At 77.2% G+C, this 17,519-nt stretch carries 12 protein-coding genes; 2 read left to right on the top strand and 10 right to left on the bottom strand.

All coding sequences use genetic code 11. The features are described from left to right. Positions 1 to 13 precede the first annotated feature (13 nt). Positions 14 to 4,357 (bottom strand): ATP-dependent RNA helicase HrpA, encoded by a 4,344-nt coding sequence (gene hrpA, locus WDZ17_RS02465; RefSeq protein ID WP_339573546.1) that lies wholly within the window; start codon positions 4,355 to 4,357, stop codon positions 14 to 16. Between the two features lie 124 nt (positions 4,358 to 4,481). On the opposite strand from hrpA, the gene WDZ17_RS02460 reads away from it, so the two are divergent. Both WDZ17_RS02460 and WDZ17_RS02455 read left to right on the top strand, forming a co-directional pair. Further along, positions 4,482 to 4,742 carry a ribbon-helix-helix protein, CopG family gene (locus WDZ17_RS02460; protein WP_339573545.1) on the top strand — a complete coding sequence of 87 codons (261 nt, stop codon included), beginning with the start codon at positions 4,482 to 4,484 and terminating at the stop codon, positions 4,740 to 4,742. Further along, positions 4,739 to 5,167 (top strand): TA system VapC family ribonuclease toxin, encoded by a 429-nt coding sequence (locus WDZ17_RS02455; RefSeq protein WP_339573544.1) that lies wholly within the window; start codon positions 4,739 to 4,741, stop codon positions 5,165 to 5,167. The genes WDZ17_RS02460 and WDZ17_RS02455 overlap by 4 nt, the downstream gene beginning before the upstream one ends. Before the next feature lie 710 nt (positions 5,168 to 5,877). On the opposite strand, the gene WDZ17_RS02450 is transcribed toward WDZ17_RS02455, so the two are convergent. The 9 genes from WDZ17_RS02450 to WDZ17_RS02405 form a co-directional block, all read right to left on the bottom strand. Further along, entirely contained in the window at positions 5,878 to 6,360 is a 483-nt protein-coding gene (locus WDZ17_RS02450; protein ID WP_339573543.1) for a DUF3180 domain-containing protein, read from the bottom strand. Then, positions 6,357 to 7,292 carry a dihydroneopterin aldolase gene (folB, locus tag WDZ17_RS17425; RefSeq protein WP_422631787.1) on the bottom strand — a complete coding sequence of 312 codons (936 nt, stop codon included), beginning with the start codon at positions 7,290 to 7,292 and terminating at the stop codon, positions 6,357 to 6,359. Before folB ends, WDZ17_RS02450 begins: the two co-directional genes overlap by 4 nt. Next, on the bottom strand, positions 7,289 to 8,194 hold the full coding sequence (gene folP, locus WDZ17_RS02435) for a dihydropteroate synthase (protein ID WP_422631798.1): 906 nt from the start codon (positions 8,192 to 8,194) through the stop codon (positions 7,289 to 7,291). The genes folB and folP overlap by 4 nt, the downstream gene beginning before the upstream one ends. Before the next feature lie 74 nt (positions 8,195 to 8,268). Continuing rightward, entirely contained in the window at positions 8,269 to 8,868 is a 600-nt protein-coding gene (folE, locus tag WDZ17_RS02430) for a GTP cyclohydrolase I FolE (RefSeq protein WP_339573887.1), read from the bottom strand. Between the two features lie 62 nt (positions 8,869 to 8,930). Continuing rightward, the gene (gene ftsH / locus WDZ17_RS02425; protein WP_339573541.1) at positions 8,931 to 11,033 is read right to left on the bottom strand and encodes an ATP-dependent zinc metalloprotease FtsH; all 2,103 of its coding nucleotides are present in this window, start codon (positions 11,031 to 11,033) and stop codon (positions 8,931 to 8,933) included. A 233-nt stretch (positions 11,034 to 11,266) separates the two neighbouring features. Then, on the bottom strand, positions 11,267 to 14,359 hold the full coding sequence (locus WDZ17_RS02420) for an FAD-binding and (Fe-S)-binding domain-containing protein (protein WP_339573540.1): 3,093 nt from the start codon (positions 14,357 to 14,359) through the stop codon (positions 11,267 to 11,269). A gap of 70 nt (positions 14,360 to 14,429) precedes the next feature. Next, complete coding sequence (hpt, locus tag WDZ17_RS02415) at positions 14,430 to 15,035, bottom strand: hypoxanthine phosphoribosyltransferase (RefSeq protein WP_339573539.1); 606 nt, start codon at positions 15,033 to 15,035, stop codon at positions 14,430 to 14,432. A gap of 18 nt (positions 15,036 to 15,053) precedes the next feature. After that, positions 15,054 to 16,163, bottom strand: coding sequence for a tRNA lysidine(34) synthetase TilS (gene tilS / locus WDZ17_RS02410; RefSeq protein ID WP_339573538.1), 1,110 nt, complete (start codon positions 16,161 to 16,163; stop codon positions 15,054 to 15,056). Positions 16,164 to 16,311: 148 nt separating this feature from the next. Continuing rightward, positions 16,312 to 17,517, bottom strand: coding sequence for a zinc-dependent metalloprotease (locus WDZ17_RS02405; protein ID WP_339573537.1), 1,206 nt, complete (start codon positions 17,515 to 17,517; stop codon positions 16,312 to 16,314). Positions 17,518 to 17,519 lie beyond the last annotated feature (2 nt).

Here is a 17,519-nt window from a genome sequence, read left to right as displayed (position 1 = left end):
GCCCCGGGAACGCTCAGGCCTCGACGAGGGGCAGCCTCGCGAGGGCCCGATCGACGCGCTGCGGGGAGATCGAGCCCTTCGTGCCGAGCCCCTGCGCGAAGAGGCTGACGCGGAGCTCCTCGAGCATCCAGCGCACCTCGCGGACGTCGTCGTCGCCGCGGCGGACCGCCGGCAGGGCGGCCACCACGCGGTCGACGTCGGCGGACGCCCGCTGGACGACGCCCGTCCGGTCGCGGTCGCGCGGGGCGTCCGCGGGCAGGTGCTGCAGCCGCCGCAGCAGGCCGAGCAGGTAGCGCTGCAGGTCGGGCAGCCGCGCGCGCCCGGCCTCGGCGACGAAGCCGTCGTGGACGAGGCCCGCGAGCTGGGCGCGGGCGTCGGCGAGGGCCGGCTGGACCGCGAGCGCCTGCAGCCCGGCGCCCGCCCCGGACGAGAGCTCGCCGATCCTCGTCTCCACCTCGGTGGCCGTGCGCAGCACGCGGACGACGACGCCGACGGCCTCGGCCACGGCCGCCGGTCCCTCCGCGCGGGCACGCTCCCGCAGCGCGGCGTGGCCCTCGGGATCCGTCGGCGGGCCGCCCGCCCTCCGCACGAGGTCGTCGAGGACGGCGTCCCAGCAGTCGTCGAGCAGCGCGGCCGTGCTGCCGTGCGGGCTGCGCGCCAGCACGAGCAGGTCGGCGTTCGACAGGCGGCGCACGACGTCCTTGCCCGGGGTCGGCAGCTCCAGCCGCAGCAGCCGGCGGGTCCCGGCGCGCTGGGCGACGCCCGCCTCGGCCGCGGTGGGGTGCACCCGGACGGCCACGGAGTCGCCCTCGTCGGTCAGCGCCGGGTACCCCGCGACGCCCGCGGTCGAGACCTCCTGCGGCAGCGCGCCGCTCGCGAAGGCACCGCCGGCATCACGGGCGCCTCCGCGCTCGAGGTCGGACGCCGCCGAGGAGACGGCCCGCCGCACGTCGGCCGTGAGATCCGCCCGCAGGGCGAGCAGGTCGCGCCCGACCCCGAGCACACGACCGCCGTCGCCACGACCGCCTCCCTCGTGGCCGGCGCTGTCGTCCTGGTCGTCCTCGACGACGAAGCGCACCCGCAGGTGCTCCGGCAGCGACGCCGGGTCCCAGTCCCCCACCGGCACCGCCGTCCCGGTGAGGCGCTCGAGCTCGCGGGAGAGCACGGGCAGCAGCGGGCCGTCCTGCGGCCCGGCGACGGCGAGCACCGCCTCGGCGCGGTCCGGCGCGGGCGCGAGGTGGCGGCGGACCGCCTTCGGCAGCCCGCGGACCAGGGCGGTCACGAGCTCGTGCCGCAGCCCGGGGACCTGCCACGAGAAGGCGTCCGGCTCCACCTGCGCCAGGGCGCGCAGCGGGACGTGCACGGTGACGCCGTCGTCGTCCGCCCCCGGGGCGAAGCGGTAGGAGACGCGGAGGTCGAGGTCCCCGACGCGCCACGTCAACGGGAAGTCGTCGACCTGCACCCCGGAGGCGCCCTCGGCCAGCAGCGCCGCGGGGTCGAAGGTCAGCAGGTCCGGGCGGCGGCGGCGCTCGCCCTTCCACCACCGGTCGAAGTGCGCCCCGGACACCACGTCGGCGGGCACGCGCTCGTCGTAGAAGCCGAACAGCGCCTCCTCGTCGACGACGAGGCCCCTGGTGCGGGTGCGGTGCTCGAGGTCCTCGGCCTCCTCCAGCAGCGCCCGGTTCTCGGCCAGGAAGCGGTGGTGGCTCACCCAGTCGCCCTCGACGAGCGCGTGCCGGAGGAACAGGTCGCGGCTGAGGGCCGGGTCCACCCGCCCGTAGGCCACCGTGCGTCCGGCGACGAGCGGCAGCCCGTGCAGGAGCACGCGCTCGGAGGCGACGACCGACGCCCGCTTCTTGGACCAGTGCGGCTCGGAGTACGTGCGCCGCACGAGGTGCCCGGCGAGCGCCTCGACCCACTCGGGCTGGATCGCGGCGACGCCGCGCGCCCACAGCCGGGAGGTCTCGACGAGCTCGGCCGCCATCACCCACGCCGGGGGCTTGCGGGCCAGCACCGAGCCGGGCCACAGGGCGAACCGCGCCCCGCGCGCACCGAGGTACTCGACGCCGCGCCGGTCGGGCCGCGCCGGACGCTGCTCGCGCCCGCCGCGCCCCTGCTGCGCCCGCGGGTCCTTCGAGCGCTCCTCGCGCATCCCGATGCTCGAGAGGAACCCCGCGAGGACGCTCGCGTGCACGCGGTCGGCGTCCACCTGCTGCTCGCTGCCGGGCAGCACGCCCTCGGACTCCTCGCCGACGTCGTCGTCGGCCTCGCCGAGCGTGTCGGCCCCGTCCCCGTCGGTCGTCGAGGCGTCGTCGGGGGTCGACGACGCGCTGCTGGAGGCGTCGACGCCGAGCGAGCGGGTCAGCGAGCGCAGCTGGCGGTGCACGTCCTGCCACTCGCGCACGCGCAGCCAGGACAGGAACTCCCGCTTGCACATCCGCCGGAACGCGCTGCTGGACAGCGTCTCCTGCTGCGCGTGCAGGTACCGCCACAGCGCGAGCAGCGTGAGCAGGTCACCGCGCTCGTCGCGGAAGCGGGCGTGCGCCGCGTCGGCGGCCTGCTGGTGGTCCGCAGGGCGCTCGCGCGGGTCCTGCACCGACAGCGCGGCGGCGAGGACGAGGACCTCGGCGACGCAGCTGTTGCGGTCCGCCTCGAGCACCATCCGCGCCAGCCGGGGGTCGAGCGGGAGCCGGGCGAGCCGGCGCCCGACGGGCGTCAGGCGCAGCTGCCGGGACTCCGCCGGGCCCCGCTCCTGCGCCGCCCCGTCGTCCGCGCCCTCGCCGGTCTCGATGGCGCCCAGCTCGGTGAGCAGCGCCAGCCCGTCGGCCACCTGGCGGCGGTCGGGCGGGTCGACGAAGGGGAAGTCCTCCACCCGGCCCAGGCCGAGCGCCGCCATCTGCAGGATCACGGAGGCGAGCGACGTGCGGAGCACCTCGGGGTCGGTGAAGCGAGGACGCCCCTCGTAGTCCGCCTCGCTGTAGAGGCGGATCGCGACCCCCTCCGCGACGCGCCCGCAGCGCCCCGAGCGCTGGTCGGCGCTCGCCCGGCTCACCGGCTCCACGGGCAGCCGCTGGACCTTGAGGCGGGCGCTGTAGCGGGAGACGCGCGCGAGCCCGGCGTCGACGACGTAGCGGACGCCCGGCACCGTGAGCGAGGTCTCGGCGACGTTGGTGGACAGCACGACCCGTCGCTGGACGCCCGGCCCATGCGCGGAGAAGACGCGGTGCTGCTCGGCGCCGGTCAGCCGCGCGTACAGCGGCAGCACCTCCGTGCCGCGCAGCTGCATCCGGGCCACCGCGTCGGAGGCCTCCCGGATCTCGCGCTCGCCCGGCAGGAAGACCAGGACGTCGCCCGGTCCGGTGGCGGCGAGCTCCCGGACGGCGTCGCACAGCGCCTCGACGGGCTCCTTCGCGGCGCGGACGGGCCGGTCGTCGTCGCGCTCGTCCTCGTCGTCCTCGTCCTCCGCGGCGTCGTCGACGAGCGGGCGGTACCGGACCTCGACGGGGTAGGTGCGCCCGGAGACCTCGATGACGGGGACCTCGCCCGCGACGTCGGCGAAGTGATCGGCGAAGCGCCGCGGGTCGATCGTCGCGGAGGTGATGACGAGCTTGAGGTCCGGCCGGCGCGGCAGCAGCCGGTGCAGGATCCCGAGCAGGAAGTCGATGTTGAGCGACCGCTCGTGCGCCTCGTCGATGATGACCGTGTCGTAGCGGGACAGCAGCGGGTCGCGCTGCACCTCCGCGAGGAGGATCCCGTCGGTGACGACGGAGACGAGCGTCCGCTCGCTGACCCGGTCGGTGAAGCGGACGGCGTAGCCGACCTGCTCCCCCAGCGGCACCGCGAGCTCCTCGGCCACGCGCTCGGCGACGGCGCGGGCGGCGATGCGCCGCGGCTGCGTGTGCCCGATCATCCCGCGGGCGCCGCGGCCCAGCTCGAGGCAGATCTTCGGCAGCTGCGTCGTCTTGCCGGAGCCGGTCTCCCCCGCGACGACGACGACCTGGTGGTCGCGGATGGCGGCGGCGATCTCGTCCCGGGCGCCCGAGACGGGCAGCTCGGGCGGGTAGGAGACCGCCGGCACCGACGCCCGGCGGGCGGCCAGCCGCGCCCGGGCGGCCTCGACCTCAGGCTCCAGCCGGGTCAGCGCCGGTCCGCGCTCCGGGCCGGGGCGGCGCAGCGCCCCGTCGACGCGGCGCTCCAGCCGCTGGGCGTCGGCGACACCGACCTCCGCGAGCGCCTCGCGCAGCGCAGAGCTCTGGGGGGTCTCCTGCGGCGGCGGTCCGCCGGGACGGCTCCCCGCACCATCCGGACGGCGTCCCCGTCGGGAGCCGCGGCGGGAGGCGGTGCGCTGGTCGGCCATGTCGTGCCCAGGGTAGGCGGGGCGAGTCAGGACGGGCTCGCCCGCCCGCCCCTGGTGCGCCCGAGAGGTGCCCGGACCGTCCTCGAGCATCATGATGCCTCGCCGCTGACGCTAGGGTCGTCACGTGCGCACGACGGTGACCCTCGACGACGACCTCGTGGCCGAGCTGCAGCGCCGGGCGCGAGAGCGCAGCACCTCCTTCAAGGAGGTCCTCAACGGAGCCGTACGGGCGGGGCTGCGCCCGACGCCTCCCCGGGAGGTCGCCTACCGGCTGCCCACGCGCCGGCTCGGGCTGCGCGAGGGCGTCGACCTGGACCGGGCGATGCGCCTGGCGAACGACCTCGAGGACGACGAGGTCGTGACCGAGCTCGAGCGCCGCCGGTGAGGCTCCTCGACCTCAACCTCCTCCTCTACGCGCTCGACGAGACCAGCCCCCGCCACGACGCCGCGGCGCCCTGGCTGGAGGCGCAGCTGAACGGGTCGGAGACGGTCGGCCTGCCGTGGGTCGTCCTCCTGGGCTTCGTCCGGCTGAGCACGAGGTCCGCCGTCTTCGCCGACCCGTTCACGGCCGAGCAGTCGCTCGACGTCGTCGACGGCTGGTTGCGACTCCCGGTCGTCACGACGCCGCAGGAGACGCCCGACCACGCGCGCGTCCTGCGAGAGCTGCTCGCCCCCACCGGGACCGCCGGCAACCTGACGTCGGACGCCCACCTCGCCGCGCTGGCCGTGGAGCACGGCGCCGAGCTGTGCTCCACGGACTCCGACTTCGCCCGCTTCCCCGGCCTGCGGTGGACGGACCCCCTGCGCTGAGCGGAGGCCGGCGGTACGACAGCGGCGAACCGGCGGGCGAGCGACCGCTGCTCCCACTCCGGCCCGGGCAGCAGCTCGCCGAGAGGCCGACCAGCGCCGACGCCGACGCAGGACCGCCCGTGCCGTTCCACTCGCGGAAGAGCCGTCAGGCCGCCGCCCCGCTCCGGACCTCGTAGCCGTCAGGCCCGCCGAGATGCAGTCAGACCGGCACGACGACCGGTCCCAGCACGATGGCTTCGGACGACATGAGGACGACGAGCAGGTCCCCGCGGTCGTCGTCCTGGACGGCGGACGCCGACACGTGCCGGTCACCGGTCCCGTCCGGCCCGACGCCGTAGCCGTCGAGGCGCTCACCACGAGGTGCCGCCCGGTCTCGTCGACCACGACCCGTCCCCGGGCTCCCTCGCCCGTCCCGGGGAGGAGTACCGACTTCCCGCCCCCGCGTGCGCCGGTCAGCAGGTTGAGCCGTCCGGGGGCTCCCGGCCCGTCCTCGAGCGCCGTCCCGAGCTCGTCGAGCACCTGTCGTCACCGATGAGCAGCGGGGGGCCGCGCACCAGCCGTGGGCTAGAACGGGTCGGGCACAGGACCACCTCCTCGTGATCAGCGCACGTGGTCTTGAGATCTTCTAGATCTGGGCGCCGCCGTGCGTCACCACCGCGGTAGCGCGTGCTCCCGAGCGGCACGCAGCCGCAGCTGCAGACCGGACCCGCTCAGCGCGACCGCAGGCCCGCAGCCCCCGTCGGGGGCTCGTCGTCGTCGTCCGGCAGCCGGCACCAGCGCTCGACGAGGAGGCCCGCGACGAGCAGCACCGCGGAGGCGCCGGCGGCCACGAGGAGGCTGACCGCGGACTGCCGCGGCAGCGGGTAGGCGACGTCGGGCAGCAGGTAGGCGACCTGGCCCAGGTACCAGCCGAGCAGCGCGGCGCCGGCCAGGGCGGACGCCTGGCCGAGCACGGCGGTGCGGGCGGCGCGCAGCGGGTCCAGCGGGCGGTCGCGGTGACCACGGTTCCAGCGGCGCACAGGCCAGCCGAGGGCCAGGACGGCGACGGCCAGCAGGAGCACCGCCGCGACCGCGGTCCAGGGAAGCCGCGTCAGGGGCAGCCCGAACGACTCCAGGGGGCCGGCGAGCGCGACGCCGAGGACGCCGGCGACGAGGACGACCGCGACGGGGGTGGTCCAACGGGTGGGGGTCACGAGCGGTCCCCGGGGGCGTCCGGCAGCGGCAGGGCGACGTCGGGGCGCTCGCGGACGCCGTCCGGGTCCGCCGCGAGCAGGTCCGCCGCCAGGTCGGCGACGCGGCCGCCGCCCGGGCCGGGCAGGTGCGCGTGCGGGTCGACGAGCGACCAGGGCACGAGGACGAAGGCGCGCTCGTGGGCCCGCGGGTGCGGCAGCAGCAGCCGCTCGTCGTCGTGGGCGACCGCGCCGCCGAGGTCGACGACGTCGACGTCGAGCGTCCGCGGGCCCCAGCGCTCGTGGCGGACCCGGCCGTGACCGGCCTCGACGCGCTGGCAGGCGGCCAGCAGGGCCTGCGGCGCGAGCGTCGTCGTGCCGACGACGACGGCGTTGAGGAAGGGCTGCTCGTCCGCGACCGGCGCCGAGCCCGGCAGACGCACCGGCGCCGACTCCACGACGGGCGAGGCGCCGGTCAGGCGCAGGCCGGGGACGCGGGCGAGCGACGCCACCGCCGAGCGCAGCAGCTCCGCGCGGTCGCCCAGGTCGGACCCGAGGGCCAGCACCACCGGCGTCGCGCCGTCGCCCGCCGGCCGCGCCGTCCGACGGACCCGGACCACGACGTCGTCGAAGGGCACGGTGACCGGCGCCTGCGGCTTGTGCACCGCGACCTCGACGGCGAGCACGCGCGGGCGGGCGAGGACGACGTCGGCCACGCGCTGCGCGAGCCGCTCCAGCAGCGCCACGGGCTCCCCGGCGACGACCGCGGCGACCTCCTCGGCGACCTCCCCGTAGTGCACGGTGTCGACGACGTCGTCGCTGGCTGCCGCCGCGCGGGTGTCCACCTCGAGCACCAGGTCGACGACGAACTCCTGCCCCAGCTCGCGCTCGGCGGCCAGCACGCCGTGCCGGCCGCGCACGCGCAGGCCGCAGAGCTCGATGCGGTCGGTGCTCACGCCGGGGCCGCCCGTCCCGGTCGCGGATGCGCCCAGGACCCCTCGGTGCAGGACCCCTCGGTGCGGGACCCCTCGGTGCGGGTCCCCTCGGCGCGGGTCCCCTCGGTGCGGGCCTCCGCCAGCCGGGCCGCCACGCGCACCGCGTCGGCGCTCGCCCGGACGGCGTGCACGCGGACGCCCCAGACCCCCGCCGCGGCGGCCAGCGCCGTGACCGCGGTCGTGGCGTCGTCCCGGCCCACGGCCGGCCGCGGCGTCCCGTCGGGGCCGGCCAGCACCGGCCCGAGCATCCCCTTGCGCGAGGCGCCGACGAGCAGCGGCAGGCCCAGCTCCCCCAGCGCGTCGAGGTGCGCGAGCAGCGCCCAGCCGTGCTCCGCCGTCTTGGCGAAGCCCAGGCCCGGGTCGACGACGAGCCGGTCGGGTCGGACACCCGCGTGCAGCAGGGCCTCCACCCGGGCGGCGAGCTCGTCGCGGACCTCGACGACGACGTCGTCGTAGTCGGCGAGCGACGTCATGACGTCGCTGGGCCCGCGCCAGTGCATCGCCACGTACGGGACGCCGCGCTCGGCGACGAGCCCCGCCATCGCCGCGTCGGCCAGGCCGCCGCTCACGTCGTTGACGAGGACCGCCCCGGCGTCGAGGGCCGCTTCCGCGGTGGCGGCGCGCGTCGTGTCCACGCTGACCGCCACCCCCGCGGCGGCCAGCCCCCGCACGACCGGCAGCACGCGGCGCCGCTCCTCGGCGGCGTCCACCCGCCGCGCGCCGGGCCGGGTCGACTCCCCGCCGACGTCGACGAGGTCGGCGCCGTCGGACGCCATCGCGAGGCCGTGCCGGACGGCCGCGGCGGGGTCGAGCCAGGACCCGCCGTCGCTGAAGGAGTCCGGCGTCGTGTTGAGCACGCCCATGACGAGGCTCCGGCCGGCGGCGGGGCCCGTGAGGCCCGGCACGACCGCCGCGGCGGTCGCGCCCGTGGCGGCGCTCACCGGCCGTGGATGAGCGACAGGGCCTCGGCCCGCGTCGCCGGGTCGCGCAGCTGGCCCCGCATCGCGGACGTGATCGTCCGGGCCCCCGTCTTGCGCACGCCGCGCATCGACATGCAGAGGTGCTCGCACTCGACGACGACGATGACGCCCCGCGGCTGCAGGTGCTCGACGAGGGCGTCGGCCACCTGGGTCGTCAGCCGCTCCTGCACCTGCGGGCGACGGGCGAAGACGTCGACGAGGCGCGCGAGCTTCGACAGGCCCGTGATCCGCCCGTCGGCCGCCGGCACGTACCCGACGTGGGCGACGCCGTGGAAGGGCACCAGGTGGTGCTCGCAGAGCGAGTGCACCTCGATGTCCCGGACCAGGACGAGCTCGTCGTGGCCGAGGTCGAACGACGTCTGCAGGACGTCGGCGGCGTCCTCGTGGAGCCCGCCGAGGACCTCGGCGTACATCCGGGCCACCCGGGCCGGGGTCTCCCGCAGCCCGTCCCGCTCCGGGTCCTCCCCGACGGCCGCGAGCAGCTCACGCACGGCCGCCTCGGCCCGCCCCGCGTCGAACGGCCGGGACGACGGAGCCGTCAGCGCCTGCGTCTCCAGCCGGCCGATCCGCGTCGGCGCCCGGGGGGGCGACGGGCTGCCCGCGCCCGCCACGGGGGCGCTCAGCCCCGCTCGCCCGGGTCGACCTGCCCGCCCTCGGGGACCTCGACGGCCCCCTCGGCCGGGTGCTCGGGCCGGGCGCCGGCGGCCTGGTCCTGCGGGGCGGGCGGCCGGTACCCGTTCGCGGAGGAACCGTTCGCGCCGTTCACCGACCCGTTGCGGGACCCGTTGGCGCTCCCGTTCAGGCGACGGCGCTCGGCCGGCGAGAGCACCGGCGGCTGGTCGGAGACGGCGCGCCGCTCGCTCGACAGCCACACCGGGCGCAGCGGCCGCTTGTGCACCGGCTCGAAGATCTCCGCGAGCTCCGCGCGGTCGATCGTCTCCTTCTCGAGGAGCCGCTCGACGAGCGCGTCCAGGACCGGGCGGTGCTCGACGATGACCTCCCAGGCCTCGTCGTGCGCCGCCTCGATGAGCCGGCGGACCTCGTCGTCGACGACGGACGCGAGGCCCTCGCCGTAGCCGCGGTCGTGGCCCATGTCGCGCCCCATGAAGGGCTCGCCGGCGCCCGAGCCGAGCTTGATGGCGCCGACGCGCTCGCTCATGCCGTACTCGGTGACCATCTTGCGGGCCATGCCGGTGGCCTTCTCGATGTCGTTGCCGGCCCCCGTCGTGGGGTCGTGGAAGACCATCTCCTCGGCGACCCGGCCACCCAGGGCGTACGCGAGCTGGTCGAGCAGCTCGTTGCGGGTCGTCGAGTACTTGTCCTCGCTGGGCATGACCATCGTGTAGCCCAGCGCCCGCCCCCGCGGCAGGATCGTCACCTTGGTCACCGGGTCGGTGTGCCGCATCGCCGCGGCCACGAGCGCGTGGCCGCCCTCGTGGTAGGCGGTGATCTTCTTCTCGCTGTCGTTCATCAGGCGGGTGCGCTTCTGCGGCCCGGCGATGACGCGGTCGATGGCCTCGTCGAGCGCCGCGTTGTCGATCACCTTGGCGTGCGTGCGCGCCGTGAGCAGCGCGGCCTCGTTGAGGACGTTCGCCAGGTCGGCGCCGCTGAAGCCGGGGGTGCGGCGCGCGACGGCGAGCAGGTCGACGTCCGGCGCCAGCGGCTTGCCCTTGCCGTGCACGGACAGGATCCGCTCGCGGCCCTTCATGTCCGGCGGCTCGACGGAGATCTGCCGGTCGAAGCGCCCCGGGCGCAGCAGCGCCGGGTCGAGGATGTCGGGCCGGTTGGTGGCGGCGATGAGGATGACGTTCGTCTTGACGTCGAAGCCGTCCATCTCCACGAGCAGCTGGTTGAGCGTCTGCTCGCGCTCGTCGTGGCCGCCGCCCATGCCGGCGCCGCGGTGGCGGCCGACGGCGTCGATCTCGTCGACGAAGATGATGGCCGGCGCGTTGTTCTTGGCCTGCTCGAACAGGTCGCGCACGCGGCTGGCGCCGACGCCGACGAACATCTCGACGAAGTCCGAGCCGGAGATCGAGAAGAACGGGACGCCCGCCTCCCCCGCGACGGCGCGGGCGAGCAGCGTCTTGCCGGTGCCGGGCGAGCCGTAGAGCAGGACGCCCTTGGGGATCTTCGCGCCGACCTCCTGGAAGCGCGTCGGGTCCGCGAGGAAGTCCTTGATCTCCTGGAGCTCCTCGACCGCCTCGTCGGCGCCGGCCACGTCGGCGAAGGTGACCTTGGGGGCCTCCTTGGAGACCATCTTCGCCTTGGACTTGCCGAACTGGGCGATCCGCCCGCCACCGCCCTGCATGCGGGACAGCACGAACCAGAAGATGCCGACGAGCAGCAGGAGGGGCAGCAGCGTCGAGAGCAGCGACCCGAGGAAGGACGGCTGGGGGACCTCGTCGTCGACCGTCGCCACATTCGCGTCGGAGAGCGCCTGCACGACCTCCTCGCCGCGCGGCTCGACGTAGTAGAACTGGACGCTCCGGGTCTCCTGGCCGTCGCGGACCTCGTACGGCTCGGACAGGCCGAGCTCGACGCGCTGCTCCCCGTCGACGACGAGGGCGCTGTCCACCGTGCCGCCGGCGATGAGCTCCAGGCCCTGCGAGGTGTCGACCTTCGTCGGCGCCCCGGGGTTGAGGAACTGCAGGGCGACCAGCAGGACTCCGAGCGCGAGGACGACCCAGAGGATCGGTCCGCGGGCGAGCTTCTTGACGTTCATCTGCTGCAGGGGGCGGGCCCCCGTCCCTCCTGGTCGCGCGGGCGTCGGACGACGGTACACCGGGTCCGCCGGCGCTCTCGGGCCCCGGCGCCCGCGGGACCACCGGGCTTCTCGGGCTCGAACGGGCGGCCCGCGGACGGTGTTCCGGTCGTTCGCCAGGAGCGGAGCGCACGTCGCCGTGCGCGCCGTCCGGCCCTCGGTCAGGCCCGTCCGGCCCCCGGTCAGGCCCCCGGTCAGGCCCCGACCCGGCCCTCGGGCAGGCCCCGGGCGAGCAGCTCGGCCAGGTGGACGCCGCGGCGCTCGGAGAGCTCGGCGAGCTGGGTGCGGCAGGAGAAGCCGTCCGCGAGGACGACGGCGTCGGCGGGTGCCGCCTCGACGGCGGGCAGCAGGGCCGTGCGCGCCACGGCGACCGAGACGTCGTAGTGCCCCTGCTCGACGCCGAAGTTCCCGGCGAGCCCGCAGCAGCCGCCGAGGGCCTGGACGCGGACGCCGTTGGACTCGAGCAGCCGGGTGTCCGTCTCGAAGCCGAGGACGGCGTGCTGGTGGCAGTGCGGCTGGGCGACGGCGGTCAGCCCGTCCAGGTGCGGCCACCGCACGTCGGGCGCGAAGGCGGCGAGCACCTCGGCGAGGGTGCGCGAGCGGGCGGCGAGCTCGGTGACGAGGCCCTCGGGGAGCGGCCCCTCCCCGCCGGCCTCCCCGGACAGCAGCGCGGAGGCGTCGTGCCGGAGCACGGCGAGGCACGAGGGCTCGAGGACCACGAGCGGCACGGGCGCCCCGCCCGACTCGCCGGCGGTGGCCGCCGCAAGGCGGCGCACCGTGCGGCGCAGCTGCCGGCGCGCCAGGTCGAGCTGTCCCGTGGAGATCAGCGTCAGGCCGCAGCAGACGTCGCGGGGGGCGAGCTCGACGTCGAAGCCGGCGTGCTCGAGGACGCGGACCGCCGCGTGCCCGACCTCGGGCGAGAAGTGCTCGGTGAAGCTGTCCGCCCACAGGACGACCTTCTGCCCGCCCGCCCCCGGGCGGGCGGCGCGGGCCGCGTCGTCGGACGGCCGCGTCGTCCGCCGCGCCCGCTCGAGCACGGCCGGCGCCGAGGCCGAGAAGCGCCGCCGGGCGAAGCGCGGCAGCCCGCGGCGCTCGTCGATGCCGCCGAGGCGCTTGAGCCCGCGCGCGAGCGGACCGACGGCCAGCACGCCGTTGGCCAGCGCGGGCACGCGGGACGCGACGCGCGACAGGTAGGGCAGCCACCCGAGGACGTAGTGGTTCGCCGGCCGGAGGCGGCCCTTGTACCGCTGGTGCGTGGCCTCCGCCTTGTACGTGGCCATGTCGACGCCCGTGGGGCAGTCCGACAGGCACCCCTTGCAGGACAGGCACAGGTCGAGGGCCTCGGCGACCTCGGGCGAGCGCCAGCCCCGCCGCACCGGGGAGTCGGCGCCGAGAGAGCCGGCGACCATCTCCTGCAGCACCCGCGAGCGGCCGCGCGTGGAGTCCTTCTCGTCCTTCGTCGCGAGGTAGGACGGGCACATGACGCCGCCCGAGGACGTCGTGTCGGCCCGGCACTTGCCGACGCCCACGCAGCGGTGGACGGCCGCGGCGAAGCTGCCGCCGTCCGCGCGGTACCCGAAGGCCAGCGGCTGCGGGCCGCGCGGCGCCCCCGACGCGCCCGGCGTCCCGCGGCCCGTCAGCGCGGGCGGCGACCACGGCCGCGGCCGCAGGTCGTCGTCGAGCGCGCGGGGGCGCACCAGGACGCCGGGGTTGAGCACGTCGCCCGGGTCGAAGACCTCCTTGACCTGCGCGAAGAGGTCCAGCACGCGCGGGGAGTACATGTGGTGCAGCAGCTCCGAGCGGGCCCGCCCGTCGCCGTGCTCGCCCGACATCGAGCCCCCGTGCGAGGCGACGAGCGCGGCGGCCGCGTCGACGAACTCGCGGTAGACGCCCTCGCGCCCCGGCTGCTCCAGGGGGTAGTCGACGCGCACGTGCAGGCAGCCGTCCCCGAAGTGGCCGTAGGGGATGGCGGTGAGCCCGTAGGAGTCCATCAGCGCGTCGAACTCGCGCAGGTAGGCCGCGAGGCGCTCCGGCGGGACGGCCGTGTCCTCCCACCCGGCATGCCCCGGGCGACCCGAGGGGGCGCGGGTGGCCAGACCCGCGCCGTCCTCGCGGATGCGCCACAGCGCCCGCGCCTCCACGGCGTCCTCGACCACCCGGGTGGCCGAGGTCCCGGCGTCGGCGACGACGGCCCGCGCCCGGGCCGCGAGGTCGGCCAGGCCGTCCGGCGTCGCGCCGCGCTCGTCCGTGCCGAGCTCGACGAGCAGCCACCCGCCGCCGGTGGGCAGCGCGGGCACGGGGGCCCGCAGACGCTGCTCGACGGCGTCCACGATCCGGCGGTCCAGCCCCTCGCACGCCACCGGGTGGTGGCGCAGCAGCGCCGGGACCGCCTCGGCGGCCTCGACCATGTCGCGGTAGCCGAGGACGACGAGGACCGTGCGCTCCGGCGAGCGGACGAGCCGCAGCTCGGCCGAGGTGACGAGCGCGAGCGTGCCCTCGCTGCCCACGAGCAGCCGAGCGGCGTCGAAGCCCTTCTCCGGCAGCAGGTGCTCCAGGGCGTACCCGGAGACCTGCCGGCCGAAGCGTCCGAGCTCGGTACGCAGGGTGCCGAGGTCCCCGGCGACGACCTCCTGCAGGCGGGCCAGCAGCGGCGACGAGCCGGGCGTGGAGACCGCGGGCGTGGTCTGCGGGCGGTCGGGGGCCTCGCCGCCGCGGCTGCGCAGCACGAGCCGCTCCCCCGTCCCGGCGACGGCACCCAGGCCGAGGACGTTCGCGTCGGTGCGGCCGTAGCCCAGCGCCCGTGAGCCGCAGGCGTTGTTGCCGATCATCCCGCCGATCGCCGCGCGGCTGCCGGAGGAGGGGTCGGGCCCGAAGCGCAGGCCGTGCGGGGCGAGCCGTCGCTGCAGGTCGCCCAGCACCACCCCGGGCTCGACGACGCAGCGACGCCCCTCGACGTCGAGGTCGAGGAGCCGGTCGAGGTGCCGGGAGGTGTCCAGGACGATCCCGGTGCTGACGGCGTTGCCGGCGATCGAGGTCCCGCCGCCGCGGGCGACGACGGGCGCCCCGGTCTCGCGGGCCACCTCGACGGCGGCCGCGACCTCGTCGGCCGAGCGCGGGAAGGCGACGACCTGCGGCACGACGCGGTAGAGGGACGCGTCGGTGGAGTACTCGGCGCGCCGGCGCGGGGAGTCGTCGACGTCGGCCAGGCCGGCGCCCCGCAGGGCCGCCGCGACGTCGCGCGCGGCGGGGCCGGTCGTCGACGGCGGCGGGGGGGCGGTCGTGGTCACGGGCGCTGCTCCCAGGGGGCGCGGGGCGTGCGCGGCGGCCCGGGCGGAGGTCATGGCCCGGGCGGCGCGCTCAGCTCTCGGTGGTGGAGGCCTCGGTGGTGGAGGAGGCCCCGGTCGGGTGCGGGGTCTCGTAGACGTGCGGGGCGAGCGTGCCGACGAAGCGGAGCCCGCGGTAGTGCTCGGCGAAGTCCAGGCCGTAGCCCACGACGAACTCGTCGGGGATGTCGAAGCCGGTGTAGCGGACCGCGACGTCGACCTTGGCGGCGTCGGGCTTGCGCAGCAGGGTGAGGATCTCCACCGAGGCGGCCCCCCGGCTGGACAGGTTCGCGACGAGCCACGAGAGCGTCAGCCCCGAGTCGATGATGTCCTCGACGATGAGGACGTGCCGCCCGGTGACGTCGGTGTCCAGGTCCTTGACGATGCGGACGACGCCGGAGGACTTCGTCCCGGAGCCGTAGCTGGAGACCGCCATCCAGTCCATCTGGGCCGGCAGGTGCAGGGCCCGGACGAGGTCCGACATCACGAGCGCGGCCCCCTTGAGCACCCCCACGAGCAGGACGTCCTTGCCGGCGTAGTCCTCGTCGACCTGGGCGGCGAGCTCCGCCAGCCGCTGCGAGATCTGGTCGGCGGTGACGAGGACCTTCTCCAGGTCCGCTCCCATGTCCGAGGCGTCCACGCGGCGCTGGTCTCCTTCTCACCGCCCGGGCCCGCTCGGGCCCGAGGTGGCAGCACCCTCGAGGTGCTGCGGCGTTCGTGCGGGGGGCGCGGGGTCAGCGGGGGCTGGCGCCAGGAGAAGCCTGCCACAGGCCCGACGGGCCTCGACGCCGCCGGGCAGGTGCGTGGGCCCCTGCCCCCGCCAGGCGGTGACGAGCCGGTCGAGGGCCTCGACGTGGGCGGCCGAGACCGCACCGGCCGGCGCCCCCGCGCGCCGCGCGGCCGCGTGCAGCGCCCGCCCGCGCAAGGCCGGGTGACCGGCGGCGAGGACGTCGGCGGCCAGCACCACCTCCCCGACGTCCCCGGCGGAGCTCACCCAGGGCGGGCTCGCCCGCTCGAGCAGCTCGGCGGCCAGGGACTCGAGGAGGTCGGCGTCCTCGCGCAGCAGGGCGGCCGACCGGGCGAGGGACGCCGCCACCCCGGGCCCGAGGTCGGCCTCCAGCCGGGGCAGAGCGGAGGCCCGGACGAGGGCCCGCCGCCGCCCGGGGTCCTGCGGGGCGACCTCGCGGGGGTCGTCGTTGGTCGGGTCGTGCCAGGGCTCCAGCCCCAGCGCGACGCACGCGGCCCGCGTGGTGGCCCGCGGGAGGTCGAGCAGCGGCCGCCGCAGCAGCCCCCGCCGCGGCGGGATGCCCGCCAGGGAGCGCGCTCCGGAGCCGCGCGCCAGCGACAGCAGCACCTGCTCGGCCTGGTCGTCGCGGGTGTGCCCCAGCAGCACCGCGGCGGCGCCGGTCGCGGCGGCGGCGGCCGCCAGCGCCGCGTGCCGTCCCGCGCGCGCCCGCGCCTCGGGCCCGCCGGAGCCGCTCCCGGAGCCTCCCCCCGCCCCCGCGCCCGGCGGGAGGTCCAGCCGGACCACCTCGACGGGGTCGAGCCCCAGCCCGCGGCAGGCCGCGGCGGCACGGGCCGCGACGTCCGCGCTGCCCTCCTGGAGGTCGTGGTCGACGACGACCGCGCCGCCCCGGCGCCGCCCACCGCCCCGGGGCCCCCGGGCCCACCAGGCGAGCCCGGCGGCGAGCGCCAGGGAGTCCGGACCACCGCTGCACCCCACGAGCACCAAGGCGCCCGCGGGCAGGTCGTCCAGGTCGCGTCCCACCGCCCGGCGCACCGCGGCGACGGCGGGGTCGGGGCCGCGCCGGCGGGCGCCTCCCGACGCAGGTCCCGGCCCGCCCCCCTGCCCGCCCCCCGGCCCACCTCCGGGTCCGTCGGCGACCGCACCACCGCTGGGCGCCACGCGCGGAGGCCTAGCCGTGGACCCGCCGCACCCAGGCGCGGGGGTCGGCGATCTCCGCGGGCGTCGGCAGGTGCTCGGGGCCGGTCCAGACGGCGTTCAGCCCGTCGAAGCCCACGTCCTCAAGGACGCCCCGGACGAAGGAGGCGCCGTCGCGGTACTGGCGCATCTTCGCGTCCATCCCCAGCAGCCGGCGGACCACGCGGTCCAGGCCGGGCCGCCCGCCGCGGCGGGCGGTGAAGCGGGCACGGATGGTCTCCACGCTGGGCACCACCGCGGGGCCGACCGCGTCCATGACGACGTCGGCGTGCCCCTCGAGCAGCGACATCACGGCGGTGACCTCCTCGACCACCCGGCGCTGCTCCGGGGTGGCGAGCAGCCCGACGAGGCCGTCCCCGTCCTCGCCGAGGGCCGCGGGCAGCCGCGCGACCGCCGACCGCAGCCGCGCGGCCAGCTCGCCGGGCCCGCCGACGACGTCGGTGACCAGGCCCTGCGTCCGCGCGCGCAGGTGCGGCGCGAGCCACGGCGCCGCGGTGAACTGCACCCGGTGGGTCTCCTCGTGCAGGCAGACCCACAGCCGGAAGTCCCGCGGGCGCAGCCGCAGCTCGCGCTCGACCGCCACGACGTTGGGGGCCACGAGGAGCAGCCGGCCGGGCTCGTCCGGGGTCCCGGTCGTGCGTCCGCCCCCCGCCGGGGCGACGCCGTCGGAGCCGGTCGCCCCGGTGCCCGTGCTCGCCCCGGGGCCCACCGGGTCCGGCCCGAAGGGGTCGTACTGGCCGAGCACGCGCGGGGCGAGGTAGGCGAGCAGCGCGCCGACCTCCGCCCCGGACGCGCGGCGGGCGACCGCGGTGGCCGCCGCGGCACCCGGGCCGTCCTCGCGCCGCGTGCGCCCCTCGCGCTCGTCCCGGGCGCGCCGCGCGTCCCGGGCGGCGACGACGGGCTCCTCGAGCAGGGCGCGGAAGGCGGCGGCGTTGGCGCGGGCCCACCCCCGGCGGTCGACGACGACGGCGCCGGTGTCCGGGGCGACGTGCAGGCCGGAGGTCTCCCCGACGTGGCCCGTCGCACGCTCGGCCAGGCGGCGCAGCTGCGCGACGGCGCGGTCGGCCTCGGCGCGCGACACCTCCGGCCCCGGCGCGGCGAGGCGGCCGGCGACCGAGACGGCCAGCTCCCAGTCGACGAGCTGGTCGACGAGCGGGGCCTGCGCGGTCGTCCCCGTCACGA

Source organism: Pseudokineococcus basanitobsidens, from assembly GCF_037482545.1.
Classification (GTDB): domain Bacteria; phylum Actinomycetota; class Actinomycetes; order Actinomycetales; family Quadrisphaeraceae; genus Pseudokineococcus; species Pseudokineococcus basanitobsidens.
Note: the sequence above shows the minus strand (reverse complement) of the source record. Positions and strands in the feature narration are given on the sequence as shown.